Origin of the sequence: Streptosporangium sp. NPDC006013 (genome assembly GCF_040614275.1) — a bacterium.
In the GTDB taxonomy this organism is placed as follows: domain Bacteria; phylum Actinomycetota; class Actinomycetes; order Streptosporangiales; family Streptosporangiaceae; genus Streptosporangium.
The window spans coordinates 1-23,689 of record NZ_JBEXUE010000119.1 but is presented as its reverse complement, the minus strand read 5'-3'; the positions used below and the strand labels follow the sequence as shown (position 1 = coordinate 23,689).

The window sequence follows — 23,689 nt, the reverse complement described above, 5'->3', positions numbered from 1 at the left end:
GTAGGCGGTGTCGGGGCTCAGCCCGGTCGCGGTGTAGCCGGTGCCGGAGCCCGCGCGGCCGCCGATGACGGGTGCCCTCTTCGGGGCTTTCGCGAGACGTTCTCCGGCCCGGACCCTCGTACCGGTACGCGGTGCACGGGTGTGCGGGGCCAGGCATGTGGGAGCCCCGGTTTTCGGTGGAACCGGGGCTCGGGTGGTGCGGGGGGACGGTTACACGCCCACGCCCGCCAGGATGCGCTTGACCTCGATCACCGAGGGGTTGGTCCTGACGATCTGGCCGGTGGGGGAGTCGACCACGACGGTGGGCACGACCTGGTTGCCGTTGTTGACGCTCATGACGAAGGTGGCGGCGTCCGGATCGCTCTCGATGTCGACCTCGTTGTAGGAGATGCCCTCGCGGCTGAGCTGGCTCTTCAACCGCTTGCAGGGGCCGCACCAGGTGGTGGTGTACACAGTCAGCGCCATGTCGTGAAAAATCCCCTCATGTGATGTTCGGCGCCATTGGCAACAAAGTGAGAGCTCTTCATCTTCCCGATGAGAGAAGCTTCTCCGCGACCCACTGCTGAACCTGCTCCGCCACGCCGGGCAGCCGGTAAAGAGGCGCGCTGTGCTCGATGCCCTGCTCGGTCAGCACCGTCACCGGCACGCCGACCTGCTGCAGGTGCTCCTTGAGTTGCCTGCTGTGCTCCGCCGACACGAACTCGTCCGACGAGTGCACGATCAGCATGGGCGCGTCGCCGCGGCTCGCGTGCCACGGTACCTCCATGCTGGTCCACACCCTGGCGCACTTGCCGGTGGGCTCGCAGCCCCCGGCGAGCTTGATGGCTGAATCGCGCAATTTGCGCTTGTTCGGGTCGAGGGTGCCGATGCCTTCGGTGTACGCGGTGAGCGGGGAGATCACCGGAGAGATGCCGACCACACCGCGCAGGCCGGGCAGGCCGTTCTTGTAGGTGCCGACGGCGGTGGCCAGATGGCCTCCGGCGGAGAAGCCGACGACCACGTAGTTGTTCGGGTCGAAGGACCAGCGCGCCGCGTGCCGCCGCGCGGTGGCGATGGCACCGAAGGTGTCGGTGCGCGGGGCCGGCCAGGAGGCGTCGCCCGAGAGACGGTAGTTGATGTTGAAGACCACGTAGCCCTGTTCGGCGTAGCTACGGCTCACCTCGGTCATGTACTTCTTGTCACCCGAGGACCACCAGCCGCCGTGGACCAGGAAGACGCCCGGCCGCTTCAGCTCGTCGGGCTGGTACCAGACGTCCATGCGCTGGCGCACGTGCCGGCCGTAGGCCACGGTTTCGACAAGGGTGCCCTGGACCAGCGGGGCGGCTCCTGTGCTCGGCGTCGGAGCCGGCGTCGGAGCCGGTGTCGGGGTGACCTTGCCCGCCTTTCCGCCGCCGACCTGGGTCGGTGCTGAGATCGCGTGTGCGGACGCGGTCGTGTGCACCACCGCGGGTCCGACCACCGTCGCCGCCAGAGCGAGCGCACCCACGGTTACCCAACTTCGCACGGGCCTCTTCCTTCCCCGGAACCAGTCGCACCTCATTGTGGGGCAAAAGGCCCACTTTATGCATCTCGGTGATCGATACAGGGTGAAGGCGGCATGTTGCCAGAATGAGCGAGGTTTGGCCAGAGCCTGGGAGGATGTTGCGGCCCGGTCCGTTCGACTGCTTGTAAGGAGGCTCTGTGAGGCCCGACGACATTCTGGCGGCACTGGATCCGGAGCAGCGTGAGGTGGCCGAAGCCGTCCGGGGACCGGTCTGCGTCCTTGCCGGCGCGGGGACGGGCAAGACCCGTGCCATCACCCATCGCATCGCGCACGCCGTCCACAACGGGGTGGTCGACGCCCAGGGTGTGCTGGCGGTGACGTTCACCACACGCGCGGCCGGTGAGCTCAGGCAGCGGCTGCGCCAGCTCGGCGCGCCGGGCGTGCAGGCGCGCACCTTCCACGCCGCCGCACTGCGTCAGCTCACCTACTTCTGGCCGCGGGTCATCGGCGGCGACCCGCCCAGGGTGATCGAGTCGAAGCTGCCGCTGCTGATCGACGCCTGCCGCTCCCTGCGCAAGAACCAGGACCGCTCGGAACTGCGCGACATCGCCTCCGAGATCGAGTGGGCCAAGGTCACCCAGATCGGCCCCGAGGACTACGCGGAGGCCGCGAAGAAGGCCGGCCGGACCTCGCCCGTACCGGCCGAGGAGGTCTCCCGGCTCTACGAGATGTACGAGACCCTCCGCCGCGACCGGCACCTGGTCGACTTCGAGACCATCCTGGAGCTCACCGCGGCCGTGATGACCGAGCACCGCGAGGTGGCCAATGAGATCCGCAGGCAGTACCGCTACTTCGTGGTCGACGAGTACCAGGACGTCAACCCGTTGCAGAAGCTGCTGCTGGACACCTGGCTCGGCGGGCGCGACGACCTGTGCGTGGTCGGCGACCCCAACCAGACGATCTACTCCTTCACCGGAGCCACGCCTCGCTACCTGACGGGTTTCTCGGTCGAGTACCCCAACGCCACCGTGATCAAGTTGGTCCGTGACTACCGCTCCACCCCCCAGGTCGTCTCCCTGGCCAACCGGGTGCTCGACCGGGCGAGGACCCCGCACAAGCTCGCCCTGATCGCCCAGCGTCCGGACGGTCCCGAACCGGTTTTCGCCGAGTACGACGACGAGACCGCCGAGGCGGAGGGGGTGGCGCGGGCAGTGCGGAAACTCGTCACCGGCGGCGTGCCGACCCGTGAGATCGCCGTGCTGTTCCGGGTCAACGCCCAGTCCGAGGCGTACGAGCAGGCATTCAGCAAGGCCGGCCTGCCGTACGTGCTGCGCGGCGCCGACCGGTTCTTCGAGCGCCCCGAGGTCCGCCAGGCGGTCGTGCTGCTGCGCGGCGCCGCACGCTCCGCCGAACCCGGCGACACGCTCACCTCGACCGTGCACCACATCCTGTCCGGCATCGGGCTCACCCCCGAGGCACCCGGCGGAGGCAAGGCCCGCGAGAAGTGGGAGTCGCTGAAAGCCCTGGCCGACCTCGCCGAGGACCTCGCCGCCGCGGGCGCGGACCTGCCCGCCTTCGTCGCGGAGCTGGAGCGCCGGGCCAGCGAGCAGCACGCGCCGCCGGTCGAGGGGGTCACCCTCGCCTCGCTGCACGCGGCCAAGGGCCTGGAGTGGGACGCGGTCTTCCTGGTCGGCGTCACCGAGGGCATGCTGCCGATCATCTATGCGGAGACACCTGAGCAGATCGAGGAGGAACGTCGCCTCCTGTACGTCGGTGTCACCCGCGCCCGCGCCCACCTGGGGCTGTCGTGGGCGCTGGCGCGCTCGCCGGGAGGCAGGCGCTCCCGCAAACCCTCCCGATTCCTGGACGGGCTGACCGGTCGTGCCACGCAGCGGAGCCGCACACCCGCGGCGGCTGATCGCCGCGCGGTCGCCGCGCCGATCAGCTGCCGGATCTGCGGGAAGACCCTGATGGCCGCCGCCGAGCAGAAGCTCGGCAGGTGTGCCGCCTGTCCCGCGGACTACGACGAGGCACTGCTCGAAGCGCTGAAGGCATGGCGTACGGGAGTCGCGAAGAAGGAGAAGCTCCCGCAGTGGGCGGTCTTCACCGACGTCACCCTCCAGGCCATCGCCGAGCGGGCACCGGTCTCCGAACAGGACCTGTTGACGATCACGGGAATCGGACGCGTCAAACTGGAGCGTTACGGTGAAGCGGTGCTCGAACTGTGCCGTGCCGCCGCAAACCATACGGAGGGCGCGTGAACGAGGCGTTAAAGGAGCTCCTGGACCTGCTTGACCTGGAGCAGATCGAGCTCGACATCTTCAGGGGACGCAGTCCCGAGGAGCGTATCCAGCGTGTCTTCGGTGGTCAGGTGGCCGCGCAGGCCTTGGTCGCCGCGGGGCGGACGGTGCCCGATGGCCGCGACGTCCACTCGTTGCACGCCTATTTCATCCGCCCGGGAGATCCGGCCATCCCGATCGTCTACAACGTGGAGCGGGTCCGTGACGGCCGCTCCTTCACCACCCGGCGGGTGGTGGCCATCCAGCACGGCAAGGCGATATTCACCATGTCGGCCTCCTTCCACGTGCAGGAGACCGGCGTCGAGCACCAGGCGGCCACGATGCCCCAGGTGATCGATCCTGAGGAACTGCCGTCCTACCGGGACCGGATGCTCCAGATCGTGGGGACGAACTCACTGATACGCGAGTGGGCGTCCAGGCCCAGGCCGGTGGACGCCCGCTATGTGACCCCTCTCACCTGGGAGGCCCATCGCGACCCGGAGCTTCGAGGTTCGAACACCAACGTGTGGTTCCGTTATGAGGCGGAGCTGCCCGACGACCCGCTGCTGCACGTGGTGCTCGCCGCCTACGCCTCCGACTTCACCCTGGTCGACACCGTGCTGCTGGCCCACGGCCTGGCCTGGGGCGCCTCCAATGTCTCCGGCGCCTCGCTGGACCACGCGATGTGGTTCCACCGCCCCATCCGGGTGGACGAGTGGGTGCTCTATGCTCAGGAGTCGCCGTGGTCGGGGGCGGCTCGCGGGCTCGCCAAGGGCGAGATGTTCACCCGGTCCGGGGAACTGGCCGTGTCGGTAGTGCAGGAGGCGATGATCCGCGTGAGATAGTCGCAAAGTCGCAGGTAGAAAATATGTTGCCCGCTCTGGTGGCCCGGGTTTAGGGTCATGGTCAAGCAAGTCGGACGTTCCTGTCCGACGATCCACGAATGGAGGTGAGTCCGCTGTGAAGAACATCCTGATGTCGTCCCAGATGGGGCTCGCTTCCGTGCGCCGTAACACCGTTCTGCCCTGCGGCAGCCAGGTCTCCCTCGCCCGTGGCGCGGCAGCTCCGGTTCTGCAGGACAACCCTGCCCGCTTCTGGGTCGAGGCCGACCGCCGGTCCGCCCTGATCGCTTTCGCGACAGAGGCCCCGGCCGTCCCGACCCTTGTGGGCGCCAGCTACGCAGCAACGACCAAGCACATCGGAAACGGTGGACTGCGCGGTCCGCAACCCTGGAGGCATCCTCCGGTCATAATCTGACCGAGGAAAGAGCCTTCAGGCCGCGGATCCGCACCAGGATCCGCGGCCTTCTTGTTTGTCCGCGTCATTCCTGACCCCCACCCAAGAGGTAGCCGAAGATCAACACCTAGCTGAGAGGTGAAACAGATGGGGGCCCAGACGGTCATGGACCTGATCGACGAAGCCACAATCCCCTGTCGTACCGACCCCGACCTGTGGTTCGCCGAGTCTCCGGAGGATGTGGAGTTCGCCAAGGCGCTCTGCGGAGGCTGCCCGATCCGCCAGGCCTGCCTGGCCCGCGCGCTGGAGCGCGAGGAGCCATGGGGAGTCTGGGGCGGCGAGCTCGTCCTGCGGGGGGCGATCGTCCCCCGGAAGCGTCCGCGCGGACGTCCGCGTAAGAACCCGGTCGCCGCCTGAACAATCCGGTCATCGCCCAGACCACCGAGAACTCGATCAACCAGGAATCACACGTTCCCGAAAGGACCACTCCGATGAGCTACTTCAACACCACGGGACTCGACCTGCCGTCTATACAAGAAGAACTGGTACGTGACCGAATACGGACCCTCCACCGCGAGGCGGAGGAGCATCGCAGGGCCGCCGGACTTCAACGTCTCCAACGCGCCCAGCGTGGTGCGGAACGCGCCTCGGCGCGCCTGCGCACCGCGCTCCTACGCCTCGTCTGATCCGTGCGGATCGGCGGCGACGCATAACGGACGCACCGCGGAACACGGCAGATGAATGAGGGGTGACCCGCTCCGGCGGGCCACCCCTCACGCGTCTCGACGGTGCACCCTGCACGGGTCTCGCCGGGCCGCCACTTATGCGTTTTACCGGGGGCCGCCCTGCACTGGTCTCGCCGGGTCGCCACTCATGCGGTTCGGCGGGTCGCCGCTCATGGGCCTCGCCGAACCGCCCCTTACGCGTCTCGCCGGGTCGTCTCCGGTCAGGCGCTGGCGAGGGTGGGCTCTCCCGTATCCTCGTCGGCGAATCCGGGGACCCAGCGGATGACCTCCTGGCGGAAACGGGCGGTGGCGCCGAGCTGGCAGAGCACGCCGATCCCCGCCGTGTGCACCCGATGGATGAGGACGTACGACACGGGCAGGTTGAGCTGGCGCACCACGTTGCCCGGACGCAGGTCGGTGGCCATGGCGGCCTGCTGCTGGAGCCACTCCCTGCTGAAGGAGAACTCCTCCACGGAGGTCGGCTCGACGTAGGGGGCGAGGAAAGCCCGCAGGGCTTCGGTGTCGATCTCGATGTGCGGGCGGATGAACCCCTCGTCACGCAGGCCCCGGACCACGGTCTCCATGTCGCCGTTGTTGAAGATGCGGGTCAGCTTCCCGAAGAGCGGCGGGTATCCGTCGGGCAGCCGGTTGACCGCGCCGAAGTCGAGCACGCACATCCTGCCGTCGTCGAGGATCCGGAAGTTGCCCGGATGGGGGTCGGCGTGGAGCATGCCCAGCCGGGCCGGTGAGGAGAACAGGAACCGGACGAGCTGGAGCCCGGCCCGATCGCGCTCCTCCTGGGTGCCGCCGGTGATGATCCGTGACAGCGGGGTGGCGTCGACCCATTCGGAGACGAGCACCTGCTCGTTGGCGGCGATGACATCCGGGATCAGAAAGTCGGGGTCGTCCTTGAACTCCTGGGCGAAGGCGTGCTGCGCCTCGGCCTCGCGCAGGTAGTCGAGCTCCTCGATCACCCGCTCGCGCAGCTCGCTCAGGACCGCCTTGATGTCGAGACCGGGCAGTAGCACCCCGAAGAGCTTGCCGAGCCTGGCCAGCTGGGTGAAGTCGGAGAGCAGGGCCTTTCCCGCTCCCGGATACTGGATCTTGACCGCGACCGTCCGGCCGTCGTGCCAGACCGCCTTGTGCACCTGCCCGATCGAAGCGGCCGCGGTGGGCTTGTCGTCGAATGACTGGAAGTTCTCCCGCCAGTCGTCCCCCAACTGCTCGACGAGAACCTTGTGCACGGTCGTGATGGGAAGCGGCGGAGCCGCGTCCTGGAGCTTGGTCAGGGTCGCACGGTAGGGGCCGGCGATCTCGGTGGGCAGTGCCGCCTCGAAGATGGACAGCGCCTGGCCGAGCTTCATCGCCCCGCCCTTGAGCTCTCCGAGAACCTTGAAGATCTGCTCGGCGGTGCGTTCCTGGATTTCCTGGGCGACGATCTCGGCCGACTTGCCGCCGATCCGTTTCCCGAGGCCGAGAGCGGTACGGCCGGCGAACCCGATGGGAAGGGCCGCCAGCTTTGCAGAGCGCGCAACGGCGCGACGCGGAAGGTCACTCACCTCGGTTAGCGGCGTGTCCCCCGTTACAGCGAGACGCCGCTCCCTCCCTTCGCTGTGCTTGTCCGTCAGCGGCAGGTAGCCGACGCGACCATTGTTAGCGAACCCAACTCGTTTCGGAAGCAACGACATTGAGGATGAACACTCCAGGATCGCCTTTTCCACGTCCAATCTGGCAATACTTCCATTGTGCTGTTTGTCACAACGGGTTCACGGCCGTCTATCCAAGCAAGCGCATGACCGGTGGCCGATGCCGCCACCAGCGTGGACAGCGTCGTCCCGCACGCGATCTCCCCTGCGGGGAAGCCGCCCAGGCGCGCACTGACAATGGGCCAGCCGGGGTCGCGATCGCGTCGCGTCAAATCTAGGCAGTGCAGGCACGTGCTCCGTCCAGGTAGTACCAGCGGACCGACCGAACCGAAGGCCTCGAAGGCGGTTGCCAGCAAATGTGGGATCCCCCACTCGACGAGTTCCCTGACCAGGAGGCCGTCCAGGGGCACCACCGGAGCGAGCACCGCCAGGTCGGGTGGCCTGGCTCCGTCGGCCAGCTGGGCGGCGCCGTCGCCGGTCGACGCCGTGAGGCCGGGCGCCAGCCTCCTGGCCACCGCGACCGCACCGTCCTGCCTGCTCATCCCCACCTCCGTCCAGCCGAGCCCGCCGGGGACGACATCCCGTCGCCGGGTCGTACCGGGATCGACGACGCAGATGTGGCCGACCCCTGAGGCGGCGAGCAGGGCGACGACCTGCGCGCCCACCCGGCCCGCGCCGTAGACCCGCACCCGGGCCTGCTGCCTGCGTTCCAGCACGGCAAGCCCTCCGTCGACCGTGCCGGGGGAGAGGGAGAGCGCGTCCAGATCGGGCTGGAGCCGGTCGCGCTCGGCCATCACGAGCGCGCGCAGCGGGCCGGGACCCGCCGCCGCGTCGTCCACCACCCCCCGGCTGACCAGCAGATCGAGCAGGGTCCGGCCGCGCTCCTCGCCGAGACCCGCGTCGGTGGCGCCGGCCAGCACGCCCGCGAGATCCCTTACGCCGTCGAGACTCTCCACCCAGCGGCGGACCTCCGGCTCCAGATCGCTCAGCACCACCGCGTGCCGGGGATGCAGGCCGAACTGCAGGGTGCGTCGGTCACGGGCGACGCGGCGCAGCGCGGGCTTCAGGCGTGGTCGCATCAGGGTGCCTTTCCTCGAAGGGGGCAGCCTGCGGGAGAGCCGGTGAGCAGGCTGGCCGGGCGTGCCAGCGTGCCATGCCCCCGCGGGCTCCCGGACGTCTTTCCCGCCGCCTGTGGATAACTCCTGTCCTGTGGACAACTTCCGCCGGGCAGGGTTTCCCGGCAGGCCCCTCGGCGGCCGGGCGGAAAACGCCGTGGGCTACGCTCCCCGGCATGAACGAGATCTTGATTGATCGGCGGGAGAACGGTGTCGCGGTGCTCACCCTGAACCTCCCTGACCTGCGCAATGCGATGACCGACGCGATGACCGCCCGGTGGCGGCAGGCCGTCGCCGGCCTCGCGGCGGACCGCGATCTGCGGTGCGTGGTCGTCACCGGAGAGGGGAAGGCGTTCTGCGCCGGGGGAGACCTGTCCTGGCTCGCGGAGCGGAGGACCGAGGACATCCCCGCCCTACGCGACCGGATGCTCGGCTTCTACCGGACCTGGCTGACGATCGCCGATCTGGAGGTGCCGACCATCGCCGCGGTCAACGGCGCCGCCGTCGGGGCGGGGTTGTGCCTCGCCCTCGCCTGTGACCTGGTCTACGCCGCCGAGGAGGCCAAGCTGCTCGCCCCCTTCACCTCGCTCGGCCTGCACCCCGGCATGGCGGCCACCTATCTGCTGCCCAGGGTCGCCGGGGTGGGTGTGGCCAGGGAGATGTTGCTCACAGGGCGGACGATGACAGGGCTGGAGGCGGCCTCCGCGGGGCTGGTGAACAGGGCGTTTCCCCGCGAGTCGCTGATGGCCGAGGTACTGGGCATCGCGTCGCGGATCGCCGCCAACGCGCCGATCGCCACCCGGCTCACCAAAGTCGCCCTCGCGGGCGGCGGGCACGCCGACCTCGACGCCGCGCTGCGTTGGGAGTCCCTTGCCCAGCCGGTCACCATGGCCTCCGACGACATGCTCGAAGGACTGGCGGCTCAGCGAGAACAGCGGGTCCCGCGATTCGGCAACGCGTGAGACGGCTGATATCCAGGTTAATTAGATAAGTTGTGACCACGCTTGATCGCTCCCGCCGAACAATCGGTGAACGGGGATTGACCAGCGGGAACGTGTTCTACCCCCTGGTGTGAATTCGCCATTCTCGGCTACCGTTCATATGTGCCCCCCGAGACAGTCGAGGTCCGCCGAAGTTCTCGCCGCCGGCGGACGGTTTCTGCGTACCGCGACGGTGAGAAAACGATCGTGCTCCTCCCCGCCGGTCTGAGTAGCACCGACGAGGAACAGTGGGTGCGCCGTATGCTCGATCGACTCGCGGCCAAGGAGCAGCGCAGACGTCCCTCGGACGACGACCTCCTCGATCGAGCCGTCGAGCTGTCGGCCCGCTACCTGGGCGGGGAGGCGAAACCGTCGAGCGTGCGCTGGGTGGAGAACCAGAAGCACCGTTGGGGCTCGTGCACTCCGGATCACGGAACCATCAGGATCTCCACGCGCCTGAGAGGCATGCCCTCGTGGGTGGTGGACTATGTGATCATGCACGAGCTCGTCCACCTGCTGGTGCCGAGTCACGGTTCGCGCTTCTGGGCGCTCGTGGAACGATATCCCAAGGCCGAGCGGGCACGTGGCTTCCTGGAGGGATTCTCCACGGCGGCCCACGGCTCCGCGGAGGAATGGTGACAGAGGATCGAGTGGTGGCCGTTCTCGTCACGCCCTCCGTGGCGGACGCGGCCCCGCCGGGAATCGACGCCGCCGACTTCCTGACCGCCGTCGCCGAGGACACCTACGAACTCGTCGCCGGGCTCGACTTCGTCTCACCGATCGTGGTGACGAGCGTACCGGGCATGGAGGAGATCGTCTGGCCGGGCACCCCTGTCGTTGAGATCCCCGACCTCTCGGGGAGCGCCCTGGTCGAGGCGGCCTTCGCCGCCCTGCCCCACGGCGAGCAGGCGGTCCTGCTGAGCGCCGACGCGCCCGACCTGCCTCCGCTGCTCATCGGCAAGCTCTTCCGCGAACTCGGCCGGGCACGGATCGCCGTCTGCCCTGCCGCGGGCGGTGGCACGGTGGCGCTGGCCGCCCACCTGCCCTACCCGGGCTGGGCCTCGGTGGGCTTCGACGACCTCGACCCGGTCAAGGCGCTCCGTGCCTCGGCGCCCGGCAGCCGTATGGTCGCCAGGGGGCCCGGCTGGCATCGCCTGCGCGCTCCCGGAGACCTCCACCTCCTCGACCCGGGCCTCGAAGGCTGGGACAACACCCGGGCGCTGCTCTCGGCCTGAGCGGCCCGGGTGCCCGAGCCGTCAGAGCGAGGGCAGGCGTAGGTCGGCGAAGACGGCCCGGTGATCGGTGCCGGGAACGCTGTGCACGCTGACCGCGTTCACGCCCACCCGCCGGTCCACCACGACATGGTCGATCGTGATCAGCGGCGGGACGCGCTTGTTGACCGGCCAGGTGGGGGTCAGCCCCTCTCCGGCGCTGTCGGCCGCGTCCTGATAGCCGCGGCCAAGAAAACGGCGCATGGCCGCGTGGTCGAGGCTGGCGTTGAAATCGCCCGCGAGGATGCGGATCGTGTCGGGCGCGGCGGAGGGCAGGGCGTCCAGCGCCGCCGTCCAGTCGTACACCTGCCTGCCCAGCGGCGGGAAGGGGTGCACGTCGATGATCTCGACGGGCTTGGCGCCGGGGACGGTCATCAGCGCGGCGGGCATGTTGTGCCCGATCGCCTCGAACAGGTTCTCCCTGGGGGTCAGCGGATACCGGGAGTACAGGCCGCTGCCGCCGGCGCTCCACTCCGGCTCCAGCACCTGGTACGGCATGACGCCGCCAAGACCGGCCGCCTCCAGCTTCTCGACCATTCCCGGGGTCAGCTCCTGGGTGCTCAGCACGTCCGGGTCCAGCCGCCGGACCAGATCCATCACGGCGTCGGGCTCGGCATGCCCGAACAGCGTGTTGAGCGTCAGCACCCGCAGCGGCGTTCCCGTCACCACATCCCCGGAGCGAAAGGCCCTGGGGAGCACGCTGAGGCCGAGCGCCGCGGTGGTGACCAGCGCGACGGCCGTCGCGGCCCGGTTACGGGTCAGCACGGACAGCAGCACCGGTACGAGCGAGGCGGCCGCCACGTACGGGGTACCGGTCATGAGCTGGGTGGTCAGCGAGTCGCGTTCGAGTCCGGCCACCCGGGCCACCGCCCAGGCGGCGAACGGCGTCACCGCGGCCCAGGCGAGGGATTTGGGGATCCTCCAGCGCCGCGGCGGCGTCACGACCGCGCCTCTGGCGCTCCTGTCAGCCGCGATGTCTACGCTCACAGTGCCCCGATCCGCTCTGTACAGCCTGATTGGGAACGAAGATATCCAGGCAGAGGTGAGACAAGCATAAAACGGTCCAACGCCCGCGGAAGACGGCCGGAAATCGACCGATTCATCGGAATCTATGCGTTCCGGGAAGCCGCCGAGACCGGGAACCCCCGGTGGCCACCGCGCCGCCCGGTGCGCTCGTCGCCGAGCCGCACAGGGCGAGCGTCCAGCCATCCGGAGCCGCGGTGGCACCGAGCCGCAAGAGCCCGAGCCGGTACCGGGTCGGGCTCCCGGTCAACCGGAGCGCAGGGCCTCGCGGGCGCGGCGGGCCAGGCGGCGGGTCGCCTCGTCGGAGAGTTCGGGGATCTCGTCCACGAGGAACCAGCGCAGGTCGAGCGACTCGGCGCTGATCACGGCCTCGACGTCCGCGGGGGCGACCGCGCCGTACTCCACGTCCAGATGGCTGCTGTGCGGCGGATGGCACCAGACCCGGTGCCGGTCGAGTGCCAGCGGGCCGGGCAGCAGCCGCAGGCCCGGAATACCGGACTCCTCGGTGGCCTCACGCATCGCCGCCGCCTCAAGGGAGACATCGCCGCGCTCGCAGTGGCCGCCCATGGGCAGCCACATCCCGGCCTTGGGGTGCAGCGTCAGCAGAACCCGCTCGCCGTCGTGGGAGAGCACCGCGGTCGTGGCCGTCAGGTGACCGGTGACGCACTCGCGCCACATCGCGTCCTCATGGGCGTGTACGTGATCCAGGAACTCCTTGCGGAGGATCTCCTCCTCCGCCGTGGGCGCGGTCCACCCCGTGAGCACGTCCCGCGCGTCGGCGCGCAGGCTCACGCGCCGCCCCCACCTGCGTCGCCCTTGTCATCGCCCTTGTCATCGTCCTCGCCGGGAGTGGCGGGAGGCTCGCGCAGAGATCCCTCCAGGGACGACAGGTCGAGCTCGGGCTCGCCCCGTACGAACCTCTCGGGGTTGTCGAGGTCGTCGGCGGTGGGCATGAGGTCGGGGTGGCTCCAGACCGCGTCGCGGCCGTCGATGCCCCGGTCGGATTCCAACGCCTGCCACAGGGTGGCGGCCTCGCGCAGGCGGCGGGGCCGGAGTTCGAGGCCGACGAGCGTGGCGAAGGTCTGCTCCGCGGGGCCGCCGGTCGCCCTGCGGCGCCGTACGGTCTCCGCCAGCGCCGTCGCCGAGGGGAGCTTGCCGTCCGCGGCGCCGTCCACGACGGTGCCGACCCAGCCCTCGACGAGAGCGAGCATGGTCTCCAGCCGGGACAGGGCGGCCTTCTGCCGCTCGGTCTCCTCGGGCTTGAGCAGGTTGCCGCCGCTCAGCGCCTGCTGGAGCTGCTCGGGATTGTTGAGATCGAGCCCGCGGAGCTGCTCCTCCAGGGCGGAGGCGTCCACCGTGATGCCCCTGGCATACTCCTCCACGGCTCCGAGCAGGTGCGCGCGCAGCCACGGCACGTGCTGGAACAGCCGGTGGTGGGCCGCCTCGCGCAGGGCGAGATAGAGGCGGATCTCCTCGGCGGGGGTCTCCAGACCCTGGCTGAACGCCGAGATGCCGCCGGGCAGCAGGGCGGCGTTGTCCGACAGCGGCAGGCCGATGTCGGTGGCGCCGATCACCTCCAGGGCGAGCGAGCCGATGGCCTGGCCGATCTGCTGGCCGACCATCATGCCGCCCATCTGCTTCATCATCCCCATCAGCGGCCCGGCCATGGCCTGAGCCTCCGGGGGCAGACCGGAGGCGCCGAGCGTGCCGCTCATGGTCTCGACCATGCGGGCGGCGATCGGGTCACAGAGCTTCTGCCAGACGGGGACGGTCTTCTCGATCCATTCCGAACGGCTCCACGCCTGAGGGTTGCTCACCCCGCTCGGTAGGGAGGTGGCCTCGTTGAGCCAAAGGTCGGCCAGATTCAGGGCGTCGACGACCTGGCGTCGCTCGCCCTCCATGACACTGGGATCGCCTTCGGCGACCACGACGTGCCGTGCGATGTTCTTCGCCATGTCCCAGTTGACGGGACCTGAGGTCGGCGGAGCGGAGAGCATGTCGGCGAACTGGCGCATTGCCGCTGCGATCTGCTCCGGGTCGCCGAACATGGCGAACGGATTGTCGTTGGGGTCGTTTTCCCGACCTGGCAAGTCAGTCACCGCTCTACCTCGTGCAGGATGGAGGAGTCCACATCCGCCACGTTATCCGTCGCATGGCGGGTCAGTGCAAAGTGAGGACCTGGTGCCTACCTCGAAACGCTCCCGGCCCCCTGTCGTCGCCGTCACCGGCGCCGCCTCGGGCCTAGGCCGTGCTTTCCTCGCGAAGGTCGCCTCGTCTGCGGATTTCCGCAGGGTTGTGGCCATCGACGAGCAGCGCGGCGATGTGCCCGATGTCACATGGCGGGTGCTCGATGTTCGAGATCCGCTCTTGGCGAACCGCATATCCGATATTGACGTGCTCGTGCACCTGGCCGGTGACTACGCGCTCGACGCCGACCCCGCGGAGCGGCGCGCCTACAACCTGCGCGCGGCCCAGACGGTGCTCACCGCCAGCGCCGCGGCGAGGGTGCGGCGGGTCGTGCTGGTCACCAGCGCCATGGTGTACGGAGCCGTACCCGACAATCCCGTCCCGCTGCCTGAGGGTTCCGAGGTCGCCGCCGAGCCGGATACGGGCATGGTCGGCGACCATCTGGAGATCGAGGCACTGGCCCGGCGCTCCCTGCGCAGCCACCCCGGTCTCGACGTGACCGTGGTCAGACCCGCGGCCGTGGTCGGCCCCGGTGTCGACAGCGTGGTGACCCGGCACTTCGAGGCGCCCCGGCTGCTGACCGTCAAGGGATGCAACCCTCGCTGGCAGTTCTGCCACGTGGACGACCTGGTCTCGGTCCTTGAGATGGCGGCGCTCGGCACGGTCTCCGGGGTGGTGGCCGTCGGAGGCGAGGGCTGGCTGGAGCAGGAGCAGGTGGAGGAGATCTCCGGGCTGCGCCGGCTGGAACTGCCCGCGGGGCTGACCTTCGGAACCGCCCAGCGCCTGCATCGCCTTGGCATCACCCCGGCTCCGGCCACCGACCTGCACTACGTCGTCTACCCCTGGGTGGTCGACTGCGCGACGCTGCGCGAGGTCGGCTGGAAGCCGATGTGGACCAACGAGGCCGCGTTCGAGCAGCTCCTGGAGCTGCGTGGTGGCAGGCACGCCGTCGTGGGCCGCCGCCTGTCCGGCAAGGAGGCCACGCTCACCGCGGCCGGCGCCACCGTCGCCGTCCTGGGCACCGCGGCGATCGTCCGCGCCGCCCGCAAGAAGCGCCGCCCCTGACGGCCCACCCAAGGAGCCCGAGCGAACTCCCGCAGGGCCGTGCCGACAACCGGACCAAGGACTCCCATGAGGACGTGCCCCATGCCTCCCCTTGGGGGACTTCCCGTGAGGCCGCGCCGGGGACTGGACTGAGGAGAGCGGGGTCGTGAGGAACGAACGACCCCGCTCGACGAGGGAAGGAGCCGGATCCCAGCGGCCGAACCGCGACGCGCCAGCGTCGCAATCGGCGCTGTCCTACGTGGGGATGAGGGGGATATCCGCCTGTGGCAGGGTGGCTGGGCAGGAAGGGCACCTAAGTTGGTTGTGTGCGCAACACCATCGGTAGCCTGCGGGCCTGGTTCCGCGGGCATCCGCTGATCCCTGATCTGCTCCTCGGGGGGGCGCTGGCGGCCGCCTCGGTTCCCTTCGCCCACGTCGCCCAGGTTTTCGGCGATCCGGCCCGTCTCGGGGAGCCGGACGCGATGAGCCTCGCCCTGATCGTGACCGGTTGCCTGTCGGTGGCGCTGCGCCGCCACTGGCCTTTCCTGCTGCTCTGTCTGGTCTGCCTGATCGAGATCACGCTGGCCGCGGCGGGACGGAACCCCTCCCTGCTCTGGCTCGCCGCCCTGGTGCTGGTCTACACGATCGCCGTCCGGCGCGGCCTGGCGGTCAGCCTGTGCGCTCCCGCACTGGCCCTGGCCGGCCACTTCCTGTCTGCGGCGGCCGGCGGCGGGCTTGGCGAGTGGAGCACCCACCTGCTGATGGTCGTCTTCGCCGTCTCCCTGTGGATCGCCGGCCGGAACGTGCGGCTGCGCCGGGCCTACCAGGCGGAGCTGCACGACCGGGCACGGCGCATGGAGCACATCCGGGAGGCCGACACCCGGGCGGCCAGGGCCGAGGAGCGCTCCCGCATCGCCCGTGAGCTGCACGACGTGGTGGCCCATCACGTGAGCGTGATGACCGTCCAGGCCGCCGCGGCACGCCGGGTGCTGGCCGGAAACCCCGAGGGGGCCCGGGAGGCCCTGTCGGCGATCGAGGAGCTTGGCCGGACCGCGATGTCGGAGATGCGCAGCCTCGTGGGCGTGCTCAGAACCGACGCGGCGCCCGCCGAGCGCAATCCGCAGCCGGGGATGCGTGAGATTCCCGCCCTGGTCGACCAGATGCGCGAGGCGGGGCTGCGGACACAGCTGTGGATCGAGGACGAGCGCGGGACCGCGGGGGCACTGCCGCCCGGGGTCGACCTGGCCGCGTACAGGCTGGTGCAGGAGGCCCTGACCAACAGCCTGCGGCACGCGGGGCCGCAGGCACGAGCCTGGGTGACGGTGCGGCACGAGTCAGGCGAGCTGGCCGTGCGGGTCACCGACGACGGCCTCGGCCAGAAAACGGGCGAAACGAGCGAGGGGGCGACCGGTCACGGGCTGGTGGGCATCCGCGAACGCGTTGCCCTCTATGGTGGACTTCTGAGGATCGGCCCACGTCCCGAGGGCGGATTCGAGGTTGATGCCCGGTTCCCCCTCAAGGACACATAATGACGATCAGAGTGCTGCTGGTGGACGACCAGCCACTCCTGCGCACCGGTTTCCGCCTGATCCTCGAGGCCGAACCCGACCTCACCGTGGTCGGTGAGGCGGGGGACGGCAAGGCCGCACAGGACCAGTCGCGGGCACTGCTGCCCGACGTGGTGCTGATGGACATCCGGATGCCGGGCGTGGACGGCATCGAGGCGACCCGCCGGATCGTACGGGAGGCCGCCGGAGGTGCGCACGTGCCCCGGGTGCTGGTGCTGACGACCTTCGACCTGGACGAGTACATCGTGGAGGCGCTGCGCGCCGGAGCCAGCGGCTTCCTGCTGAAGGACGTCCCGCCGGAGGAACTGGTACAGGCCATCCGGGTGGTGGCGGCCGGCGACGCCATCGTCGCGCCGAGCATCACCAGGCGGCTGCTGGACAAGTTCGGCGCACACCTGCCGACCCACCGGCAGTCCACCCCCACTCGCCTGGAGCGGCTGACCGAGCGTGAGCTGGAGGTGCTCAAGCTGATCGCCAAGGGCATGTCCAACGCGGAGATCGCCGCCGAACTGGTGGTGAGCGAGACGACGGTCAAGACCCACGTCGGCAACGTGCTCACCAAGCTGAGCCTGCGCGACCGCGTCCAGGCCGTCGTCCTCGCCTACGAGACCGGTCTGATCACCCCCGGCTCGCCTCCCTGACCCGGCAACCGGCGCGGACGGGCGCGCCCGCGCACCAGCCGGTCAGCACGGCGAGTGCGCGGGCCTGGGCCGGGATCGGTCAGTCCGAGACGGCCTGCAGGGGCGGCTGCTCCTTGGGGGCGTTCTCCGGGAAGTGACAGGCCACCTGATGGCCCGCCGCCAGCTCTGCCAGCGGCGGTTCCACGGTCTTGCAGATCTCCTGGGCCTTCCAGCACCGGGTGTGGAAGCGACAGGCCGGCGGGGGGTTGAGCGGGCTGGGCACGTCGCCCTGGAGGCGGATGCGCTCGCGCCCCTCACGCCGTTTGACGTCCGGGATGGGGACCGCGGACATCAGCGCGGTGGTGTAGGGGTGCATGGGCGACTCGTACAGGCTCTTACGGTCCGCCAGCTCGACGATCTTGCCGAGATACATGACCGCGACCCGGTCGCTGATGTGCCGGACCACCGACAGGTCGTGCGCGATGACCACGTAGGTCAGGTCGAGCTCGTTCTGCAGGTCTTCCAGAAGATTGACGACCTGGGCCTGGATCGACACGTCCAGCGCGGACACCGGCTCGTCGGCGACGATGAGCTTGGGCTTGAGCGCGAGCGTGCGGGCGATGCCGATGCGCTGGCGCTGGCCACCGGAGAACTCGTGCGGGTAACGGTTGTAGTGCTCGGGGTTGAGACCGACCAGGGCGAGGATGTCCTGGACTTCCTTCTTGATCCCCTGTTCGGTCTTGATCCCCTGGATACGGAACGGCGCACCGACGATGGCGCCGACCGTGTGGCGGGGGTTGAGCGAGGAGTAGGGGTCCTGGAAGATGATCTGCATGTCGCGCCGGAGTGGCCTGATCTTGGACTGCGACATGTGAGTGATGTCGTGGCCCTCGAAGACGACCTTCCCGCCGGTCGGCTCGATGAGCCTGGTGATCATGCGACCCGTCGTGGTCTTGCCACAGCCGGACTCGCCCACCAGGCCGAGGGTCTCCCCCTTGAGGACGTCGAAGCTGATCCCGTCGACCGCTTTGACCGCACCGACCTGGCGTTTGAGCAGGCCCTTGGTGACTGGGAAGTGCTTCTCCAGCCCTTGCACTGACAGAATTGGCTCGGTCACAGACTTTCCGTTCGTCGAACGCGCGTCTCGCTCGCTCACGAGGACTCCAGGTTCACTTTGATCTCGTTCTCCCAGATGTCCCGCCTGACCTCGTAGGGCAGGTGGCACCGGACCAGATGGCCACCGTCGCTCTCGAGCAGCTCGGGCACCTCGGTGCTCGACTTCCCTCCGGTGCGGTCGGCATAGGCGCAGCGCGGGTGGAAGGCGCACCCGGTGGGCACGTTGATCAGCGAGGGGGGAGTGCCCTTGATCGGCAGCAGCCGCTCGGTCCGCTCCCGGTCCAGACGTGGCATCGATCCCAGCAGGCCCCACGTGTAGGGATGTTCGGGCCGCTCGAAGATGTCCTCCGCCGTGCCGTACTCGATGCCCTTCCCGCCGTACATCACCAGGATGTCGTCCGACAACTCCGCGACGACACCCAGGTCGTGGGTGATGACGATCAGTGCGGCGTTGAAGTCACGCTGCAGGTCGCGCATCAGGTCCAGGATCTGTGCCTGGACCGTCACGTCGAGAGCCGTGGTCGGCTCGTCCGCGATCAGCAGTTCCGGGTCGCAGGAGAGCGCCATGGCGATCATCGCACGCTGGCGCATGCCGCCGGAGAACTCGTGCGGATAGCTGTCGACGCGCTTTTCCGGCTGCGGGATGCCCACCCGGCCCAGCATGTCGATGGCGTGCTTGCGCGCGACCTTCTTGCTGACCTGGTGGTGGATCCGGTACGCCTCCACGATCTGCGCGCCCACCGTGTAGAAGGGGTGCATCGCCGAGAGCGGATCCTGGAAGATCATCGCCATCTTCTTGCCGCGCAACGTCCGGACGTGGTCGGCGGAGGCGGTGACGAGTTCCTCACCGTCCAGCCAGATCTCACCGGAGATCTTCGCCCGGCCGCCCTTGTGCAGGCCGAGGATGCCCAGCGAGGTGACGCTCTTGCCGGATCCGGACTCGCCCACGATGCCGAGCGTCTTACCGCGCTCCAGCTGGAAGGAGAGCCCGTCGACGGACTTGACCAGGCCGTCGTCCGTCGGAAAGTGGATCCGCAGGTCCCTCAGTTCGAGAAAGCTCGACGGAGCGCTCATCCCAGCCTCACCCTCGGGTCGACCACCGCGTACAGCAGGTCGACGATCAGACTGGCCAGCACGACGAAGAGCGCCGCGACCATGGTGACACCCATGATCTTCGGAAGGTCGTTCGTCACGATGGCCTGGACGGCGTAGTCACCGATGCCCTTCAGCGAGAACGTGCTCTCGGTGAGCACCGCGCCGCCGAGCAGCAGGCCGAGGTCCAGACCGAAGATCGTCAGGATGGGGGTCAGCGCGGCGCGCAGGCCGTGCTTGACGACCACCCTGGACTCCTGCATGCCCTTGGCCCTGGCCGTGCGGATGTAGTCCTCGCTCATGGTCTCCAGCATTCCCGCCCTGGTCAGACGCGCGTAGGACGCGGCATAGAGGAATGCGAGGGTGATCCATGGCAGGAGGAGGCTGTAGGCCCATTCCACCGGATTCTCCAGGAACGGCGTGAAGCTGCCGCCCGGCGCGGTGATACCTAACCCGTAGCTGAAGACGACGAGGGAGACGATGCCGGTGAAGAAGACCGGCAGGGAGACCCCGGCGAGCGCGATGCTCATCGCCGCCCGGTCGAAGACCGTGCCTTTTCGCAGCGCGGACAGCACGCCTGTCGCGACGCCGCAGAGCAACCAGATGACCGACGCGCCCAGGGCGAGCGAGAGGGTCACCGGGATGCGATCCACCAGGTCGGGCCAGACCGGCTGCCTCTTGATGAAGGAGTAACCGAAACAGGGAGCGGGGCACTCCTCGATGGCGGCGCCGGTGTCGAACTCCGAGCCGACGAAGACACCTGAGATCCAGCGGCCGTACTGCACGGGAATCGGATCGTTGAACCCGAGTTTTTCCGCCGTGACCGCGATCATCTCCGCGTCGGCGGATCTGCCCATGTAACGGCTGGCGAAGTCCTCAGCCGTGGCGCCCGCGATACGGGGAACCACGAAGAAGATCGAGAACGTGACCATGCTCACGATGACGAGCATGAGCACCGCGCCGATCAGGCGCCGGATGATGTAAGTGACCACAGTCCCCCCGGCTCCAGGGGCCGGCCTTGTGGGCCGGCCCCTTCAAGCCTCGACTAACTGAACAGGATTTCCGACGGTTACTGGACGCCCAGGTTCAGGTAGTCGTACATGTCGAACGCGCCGGTGACGAAGACGTTCGTCGCACCCAGGGGGCGGACGAGGACACCCTTGGACCAGACCGAGGGCAGCACGTAGGCCTGCTCCATGACCCTCTGGTCGATCTCGCCCCAGAGCGCGTCACGCTTGGCGACATCGGTCTCCGTGAAGATCTGGTCGATCTTCGCGTCGATTTCCTTGTCCTTGATGCTGATGTTGTAGTTACCACCCGACTCACGGATGGTGCGGCTGTCGACGATCTGCGACATGAAGCCGAAGCCGTCGTTCCAGTCGGCGCCCCAGCCGTTGGTGGCCAGGCCGATGCCGTTCTTCTTCACGAAGTCCGGCTTGCCGGCGTAGAGCGCGAAGTAGTCACCGGTGGGGTAGCCCTTGAGCTCCAGCTTGATGCCGACCTTGGCCAGCGCCTGCTGAAGCGACTCGGCGGTCGCCTTCTCCTTGGGACGGTCGGCGCGGTAGGCCATGATGGTCTCGAAGCCGTCAGGCTTGCCACAGGCGGCGAGCGCGGCCTTGGCCTTCTCCACGTCGCCGGTGCCGGTCGGGTAGAGGTCCAGCTTCTTCCAGCCACCGATCGACGGCGGCATCAGGCCGGTCGCGATGTCACCGCCGGCGAACTCGCCGCCGTAGGCGTTCTGCAGACCCACCCGGTCGGCGCCGTAGATGATCGCCTTGCGGCACTCCACGTTGTCCAGCGGGGCCACGTCGGAGACGATCGAGGTGTACCAGGTGCGGGCGCCGGTGGGGTTGTCCGCCCGGGCCTTCAGCGCCGGGTCGCTCAGCACGCGACCGAGCGCGGCGGGCTGGACGCCCGAGCCGGCGAGGTCGATGTGCAGGTCGCCGGAGAGGATCCGGTTGTCCAGGTCGTCGGCGTTGACGCCGAGGGAGATCTCGTAGCTGTCCGGCAGCGCCTTGCGGATCGGGTCGGTCGCCGGGTCCCAGTGCTCGTTGCGGACCAGGGTGTACTGCTTGCCGGCCTCGACCTTGTCGAACTTGTAGGGGCCGGAGGCCATCACGTGCTCGCGGTACTTGACGCCGGTGTCCTTGTCCTTGGGGACCGGGATCGTGCCGGGCAGGGCCGCGAAGTTGTCGAAGCCGCCGTAGGCCTTCTTCAGGTGGAAGACGATCGTCTGGTCGTCCGGCGTCTCGATCGCGGAGTCGGTGTTGACGTCCGGGGTCTTGTAGACGCTCTTGAAGTCCTTCGGCAGGTCCAGCCAGTCGTTGAAGTACGTCGGGCCGTTGACCAGCGTCTCCTTGTCCATGGAGCGCAGGACCGCGTACTTGACGTCCTTGGACGTGATCGGCGTGCCGTCCTCGAACTTCAGACCGGCGCGGAGCTTGTAGGTCCAGGTCTTGCCGCCGTCACTCGACTCGCCCAGGTTCTCGGCCAGGTCGGGGGAGAGCTTGCGGCCCTCGGCACCGGGAGCCGGGGTGTAGGTCACCAGCGAACGACCGTAGATCCGGACAAGGTTCCAGGAGAGCGCGTAGTAGGTGTCACCGGGGTCCACCGAGTCCCAGTCCTCGGAGATGGCCAGCTTCAGGACGCCCCCCTTCTTGTCAGAAGGGTTGAACACCGCCTCGAGTCCGGCGTTGAACGCGTCCGCGGCCGCCGGCGCGGCCGACGAACCATCGGCCGGCTTCGTCTCGCTGCCGCCGCCGCCACAGGCGGAGAGCCCCAGGGAGAGAGCGGCACCCGCGGCCGCGAAGGCCAGTGCGGATCTCTTGTTCATTTACTTGCACCCCTTGTTAATTCCAGGAGAACGGGAGGTTGAGGGTCAGCGGGACGATTTCGGGTCGAGGGCATCGCGCAGCCCGTCGCCGAAGAGATTGAAGGCCAGCACCGTGATGAAAATCGCCATACCGGGGAAGAACATGAAATGCGGCACGTTGTAGAACTTCACCGCCTGCGAGATCATGCCTCCCCAGGTCGCCGTGGGCGCCTGGATACCGACTCCCAGGAACGAGAGCGCCGCCTCGAACATGACATTCGTCGGAATGAGCAACGTCGCGTAGATGAGAATCGGCGCGATCAGATTCGGCAGGATCTCACGGAACAGGATGTACGGTCCGCGGGCGCCCAGGCTACGGGCGGCGTCGACGAATTCGCGTTCCCGCAGTGACAGTGTCTGGCCTCGGATGATCCTGCCGATGTACGGCCAGTTGAAGAAACCGATCACGAAGATCATCAGGCCGATGCGCAGCGTGTCGCCCTTCACCCCGAGGCTCTGCTCGAACTGGCCGAGGACACCGACCAGGGCCATCGCGAAGACGAGCAGGGGGAAGGCGAGGAAGACGTCCATCGTGCGGCTGATCACGGTGTCGGCCCAGCCACCGAAGTAACCGGCCATCACGCCCATGACGGTGCCGATGACCACCGAGAGCAGGGTGGCGAGGACCGCGATCAGCAGCGAGATCCGCGCTCCGTAGACAACCCTGCTGAAAAGGTCACGACCGTTGACCGGCTCCACCCCGAACAGGAACTCCCCGCTGATGCCCGTGCCGCCCTTGGGCGTCATGGTGGAGGTGTCGATCATCTCCTGGTGGAACTCGTTCGGCGGATGACCGAACAGGTCCACGATCAGCGGAGCGAAGATCGCAATGACGATCAGCAGAACGACCACGCCCGCACCGACGAGCGCGACCTTGTCGCGTTTCAGATGCATCCATGCGATCTGCCCGAGCGAGCGGCCTTGGACGGCCTTCACGCCCGCTCCCGCGAGCACTGCCTCCGGTGAGACCTCGGTGGTCTTACCGGGGGCGTCGAGCGGTGCGGTCATACAGTTGGCCCCCTGGATCCCAGACGACGTTGTCCGTCAACGCGTTTCCCGGGTCGGGTAGCGCGCCGTAAGTCTACGGGCCAGCAGTTCGTGGCCCCGTGCGCAGAATCTATGGGCTGAACTGCGCTGACCAGTCCTCTGGGGCGCTATGTGGCTTAACTGTGATTCACGTGAAATTCATTCGTTCTGATCTTGGAGCTAATGTCCGGAAGCCGTTCCGCTTCTGTCTTGGATTCGTGACATGGGAATGAACCGATTACTCAGCGTCACCCGATCCCGCGACGCTTGAGGATGTCCTCGATATCGGAGAAGTCCTCGTCGGCGGCCGGCTTCGCGGCGGGCCCGGAGGCGGGCGCGGGCGCGGCCTTGTGCTTGGGCAACGGCTGCGTGGCGGCCGTCGCGGCCCCGCCCCGCCCGCCGGGGC

The 23,689-nt window shown here is 68.5% G+C and carries 23 protein-coding genes; 11 read left to right on the top strand and 12 right to left on the bottom strand.

Features of this window, described 5'->3' with window-relative positions; genetic code table 11:
* Window positions 1-210: 210 nt before the first annotated feature.
* Both ABZ260_RS19945 and ABZ260_RS19940 read right to left on the bottom strand, forming a co-directional pair.
* On the bottom strand, window positions 211-465 hold the full coding sequence (locus tag ABZ260_RS19945) for a mycoredoxin (RefSeq protein WP_355619507.1): 255 nt from the start codon (window positions 463-465) through the stop codon (window positions 211-213).
* Window positions 466-523: 58 nt separating this feature from the next.
* The gene (locus tag ABZ260_RS19940) at window positions 524-1,504 is read right to left on the bottom strand and encodes an alpha/beta hydrolase (protein ID WP_355619504.1); all 981 of its coding nucleotides are present in this window, start codon (window positions 1,502-1,504) and stop codon (window positions 524-526) included.
* Window positions 1,505-1,680: 176 nt separating this feature from the next.
* Here ABZ260_RS19940 and ABZ260_RS19935 point away from each other — a divergent pair, with 176 nt between their 5' ends.
* The 5 genes from ABZ260_RS19935 (at window position 1,681) to ABZ260_RS19915 (ending at window position 5,684) form a co-directional block, all read left to right on the top strand.
* Window positions 1,681-3,744 carry an ATP-dependent DNA helicase UvrD2 gene (locus ABZ260_RS19935; RefSeq protein WP_355619502.1) on the top strand — a complete coding sequence of 688 codons (2,064 nt, stop codon included), beginning with the start codon at window positions 1,681-1,683 and terminating at the stop codon, window positions 3,742-3,744.
* The gene (tesB, locus tag ABZ260_RS19930; protein WP_350921983.1) at window positions 3,741-4,607 is read left to right on the top strand and encodes an acyl-CoA thioesterase II; all 867 of its coding nucleotides are present in this window, start codon (window positions 3,741-3,743) and stop codon (window positions 4,605-4,607) included. The genes ABZ260_RS19935 and tesB overlap by 4 nt, the downstream gene beginning before the upstream one ends.
* Window positions 4,608-4,722: 115 nt before the next feature.
* On the top strand, window positions 4,723-5,019 hold the full coding sequence (locus tag ABZ260_RS19925; RefSeq protein WP_350921985.1) for a hypothetical protein: 297 nt from the start codon (window positions 4,723-4,725) through the stop codon (window positions 5,017-5,019).
* 126 nt (window positions 5,020-5,145) lie between these two features.
* Window positions 5,146-5,415, top strand: coding sequence for a WhiB family transcriptional regulator (locus tag ABZ260_RS19920; protein ID WP_030910441.1), 270 nt, complete (start codon window positions 5,146-5,148; stop codon window positions 5,413-5,415).
* A 74-nt stretch (window positions 5,416-5,489) separates the two neighbouring features.
* Window positions 5,490-5,684: a hypothetical protein gene (locus ABZ260_RS19915; RefSeq protein WP_355619498.1), complete on the top strand. Its 195-nt coding sequence runs from the start codon at window positions 5,490-5,492 to the stop codon at window positions 5,682-5,684.
* A 260-nt stretch (window positions 5,685-5,944) separates the two neighbouring features.
* Here ABZ260_RS19915 and ABZ260_RS19910 read toward each other — a convergent pair whose 3' ends face one another.
* Window positions 5,945-7,282, bottom strand: coding sequence for an AarF/ABC1/UbiB kinase family protein (locus ABZ260_RS19910; RefSeq protein ID WP_355619495.1), 1,338 nt, complete (start codon window positions 7,280-7,282; stop codon window positions 5,945-5,947).
* Between the two features lie 65 nt (window positions 7,283-7,347).
* Window positions 7,348-8,448: a ThiF family adenylyltransferase gene (locus ABZ260_RS19905; RefSeq protein WP_355619492.1), complete on the bottom strand. Its 1,101-nt coding sequence runs from the start codon at window positions 8,446-8,448 to the stop codon at window positions 7,348-7,350.
* Window positions 8,449-8,660: 212 nt separating this feature from the next.
* Here ABZ260_RS19905 and ABZ260_RS19900 point away from each other — a divergent pair, with 212 nt between their 5' ends.
* From ABZ260_RS19900 to ABZ260_RS19890, 3 genes are all read left to right on the top strand, one after another.
* Window positions 8,661-9,446: an enoyl-CoA hydratase-related protein gene (locus tag ABZ260_RS19900; protein ID WP_355554502.1), complete on the top strand. Its 786-nt coding sequence runs from the start codon at window positions 8,661-8,663 to the stop codon at window positions 9,444-9,446.
* Window positions 9,447-9,587: 141 nt separating this feature from the next.
* Entirely contained in the window at window positions 9,588-10,103 is a 516-nt protein-coding gene (locus ABZ260_RS19895; RefSeq protein WP_350922000.1) for a M48 family metallopeptidase, read from the top strand.
* Between the two features lie 14 nt (window positions 10,104-10,117).
* Window positions 10,118-10,699 carry a hypothetical protein gene (locus ABZ260_RS19890; RefSeq protein ID WP_350964067.1) on the top strand — a complete coding sequence of 194 codons (582 nt, stop codon included), beginning with the start codon at window positions 10,118-10,120 and terminating at the stop codon, window positions 10,697-10,699.
* A 21-nt stretch (window positions 10,700-10,720) separates the two neighbouring features.
* Here ABZ260_RS19890 and ABZ260_RS19885 read toward each other — a convergent pair whose 3' ends face one another.
* The 3 genes from ABZ260_RS19885 to ABZ260_RS19875 all read right to left on the bottom strand — a co-directional run bounded on the left by ABZ260_RS19885 (window position 10,721) and on the right by ABZ260_RS19875 (window position 13,857).
* Window positions 10,721-11,677, bottom strand: coding sequence for an endonuclease/exonuclease/phosphatase family protein (locus ABZ260_RS19885; RefSeq protein ID WP_355619487.1), 957 nt, complete (start codon window positions 11,675-11,677; stop codon window positions 10,721-10,723).
* A 327-nt stretch (window positions 11,678-12,004) separates the two neighbouring features.
* Window positions 12,005-12,550 (bottom strand): NUDIX domain-containing protein, encoded by a 546-nt coding sequence (locus ABZ260_RS19880; protein ID WP_355619484.1) that lies wholly within the window; start codon window positions 12,548-12,550, stop codon window positions 12,005-12,007.
* The gene (locus ABZ260_RS19875; RefSeq protein WP_355619481.1) at window positions 12,547-13,857 is read right to left on the bottom strand and encodes a zinc-dependent metalloprotease; all 1,311 of its coding nucleotides are present in this window, start codon (window positions 13,855-13,857) and stop codon (window positions 12,547-12,549) included. Before ABZ260_RS19875 ends, ABZ260_RS19880 begins: the two co-directional genes overlap by 4 nt.
* Before the next feature lie 79 nt (window positions 13,858-13,936).
* On the opposite strand from ABZ260_RS19875, the gene ABZ260_RS19870 reads away from it, so the two are divergent.
* The 3 genes from ABZ260_RS19870 to ABZ260_RS19860 all read left to right on the top strand — a co-directional run bounded on the left by ABZ260_RS19870 (window position 13,937) and on the right by ABZ260_RS19860 (window position 17,198).
* Window positions 13,937-15,010, top strand: a complete 1,074-nt coding sequence (locus ABZ260_RS19870) for an NAD-dependent epimerase/dehydratase family protein (RefSeq protein ID WP_355619510.1) — start codon at window positions 13,937-13,939, stop codon at window positions 15,008-15,010.
* Between the two features lie 305 nt (window positions 15,011-15,315).
* The gene (locus tag ABZ260_RS19865) at window positions 15,316-16,518 is read left to right on the top strand and encodes a sensor histidine kinase (RefSeq protein WP_355619478.1); all 1,203 of its coding nucleotides are present in this window, start codon (window positions 15,316-15,318) and stop codon (window positions 16,516-16,518) included.
* Window positions 16,518-17,198 carry a response regulator transcription factor gene (locus tag ABZ260_RS19860; protein WP_350919440.1) on the top strand — a complete coding sequence of 227 codons (681 nt, stop codon included), beginning with the start codon at window positions 16,518-16,520 and terminating at the stop codon, window positions 17,196-17,198. The genes ABZ260_RS19865 and ABZ260_RS19860 overlap by 1 nt, the downstream gene beginning before the upstream one ends.
* 79 nt (window positions 17,199-17,277) lie before the next feature.
* Here ABZ260_RS19860 and ABZ260_RS19855 read toward each other — a convergent pair whose 3' ends face one another.
* The 5 genes from ABZ260_RS19855 to ABZ260_RS19835 all read right to left on the bottom strand — a co-directional run bounded on the left by ABZ260_RS19855 (window position 17,278) and on the right by ABZ260_RS19835 (window position 23,265).
* A complete protein-coding gene (locus tag ABZ260_RS19855) occupies window positions 17,278-18,294 on the bottom strand; it encodes a dipeptide ABC transporter ATP-binding protein (RefSeq protein WP_350919195.1) in 1,017 nt (338 codons plus the stop codon).
* A gap of 35 nt (window positions 18,295-18,329) precedes the next feature.
* The gene (locus ABZ260_RS19850) at window positions 18,330-19,367 is read right to left on the bottom strand and encodes an ABC transporter ATP-binding protein (protein WP_355619474.1); all 1,038 of its coding nucleotides are present in this window, start codon (window positions 19,365-19,367) and stop codon (window positions 18,330-18,332) included.
* The gene (locus ABZ260_RS19845) at window positions 19,364-20,377 is read right to left on the bottom strand and encodes an ABC transporter permease (protein WP_355619471.1); all 1,014 of its coding nucleotides are present in this window, start codon (window positions 20,375-20,377) and stop codon (window positions 19,364-19,366) included. Before ABZ260_RS19845 ends, ABZ260_RS19850 begins: the two co-directional genes overlap by 4 nt.
* A gap of 77 nt (window positions 20,378-20,454) precedes the next feature.
* Window positions 20,455-22,218, bottom strand: a complete 1,764-nt coding sequence (locus ABZ260_RS19840) for an ABC transporter substrate-binding protein (RefSeq protein WP_355619468.1) — start codon at window positions 22,216-22,218, stop codon at window positions 20,455-20,457.
* A 45-nt stretch (window positions 22,219-22,263) separates the two neighbouring features.
* Window positions 22,264-23,265 (bottom strand): ABC transporter permease, encoded by a 1,002-nt coding sequence (locus ABZ260_RS19835; protein WP_355619465.1) that lies wholly within the window; start codon window positions 23,263-23,265, stop codon window positions 22,264-22,266.
* Window positions 23,266-23,689 lie beyond the last annotated feature (424 nt).

Excerpts from the sequence above, each read along its gene's own strand:
- ABZ260_RS19860 (WP_350919440.1), top strand. The coding sequence starts at position 16,518 with ATGACGATCAGAGTGCTGCTGGTGGACGACCAGCCACTCCTGCGCACC.
- ABZ260_RS19905 (WP_355619492.1), bottom strand. The coding sequence starts at position 8,448 with ATGCGACCACGCCTGAAGCCCGCGCTGCGCCGCGTCGCCCGTGACCGA.
- ABZ260_RS19900 (WP_355554502.1), top strand. The coding sequence starts at position 8,661 with ATGAACGAGATCTTGATTGATCGGCGGGAGAACGGTGTCGCGGTGCTC.
- ABZ260_RS19850 (WP_355619474.1), bottom strand. The coding sequence starts at position 19,367 with ATGAGCGCTCCGTCGAGCTTTCTCGAACTGAGGGACCTGCGGATCCAC.
- ABZ260_RS19920 (WP_030910441.1), top strand. The coding sequence starts at position 5,146 with ATGGGGGCCCAGACGGTCATGGACCTGATCGACGAAGCCACAATCCCC.
- ABZ260_RS19915 (WP_355619498.1), top strand. The coding sequence starts at position 5,490 with ATGAGCTACTTCAACACCACGGGACTCGACCTGCCGTCTATACAAGAA.
- ABZ260_RS19835 (WP_355619465.1), bottom strand. The coding sequence starts at position 23,265 with ATGACCGCACCGCTCGACGCCCCCGGTAAGACCACCGAGGTCTCACCG.
- ABZ260_RS19840 (WP_355619468.1), bottom strand. The coding sequence starts at position 22,218 with ATGAACAAGAGATCCGCACTGGCCTTCGCGGCCGCGGGTGCCGCTCTC.
- ABZ260_RS19945 (WP_355619507.1), bottom strand. The coding sequence starts at position 465 with ATGGCGCTGACTGTGTACACCACCACCTGGTGCGGCCCCTGCAAGCGG.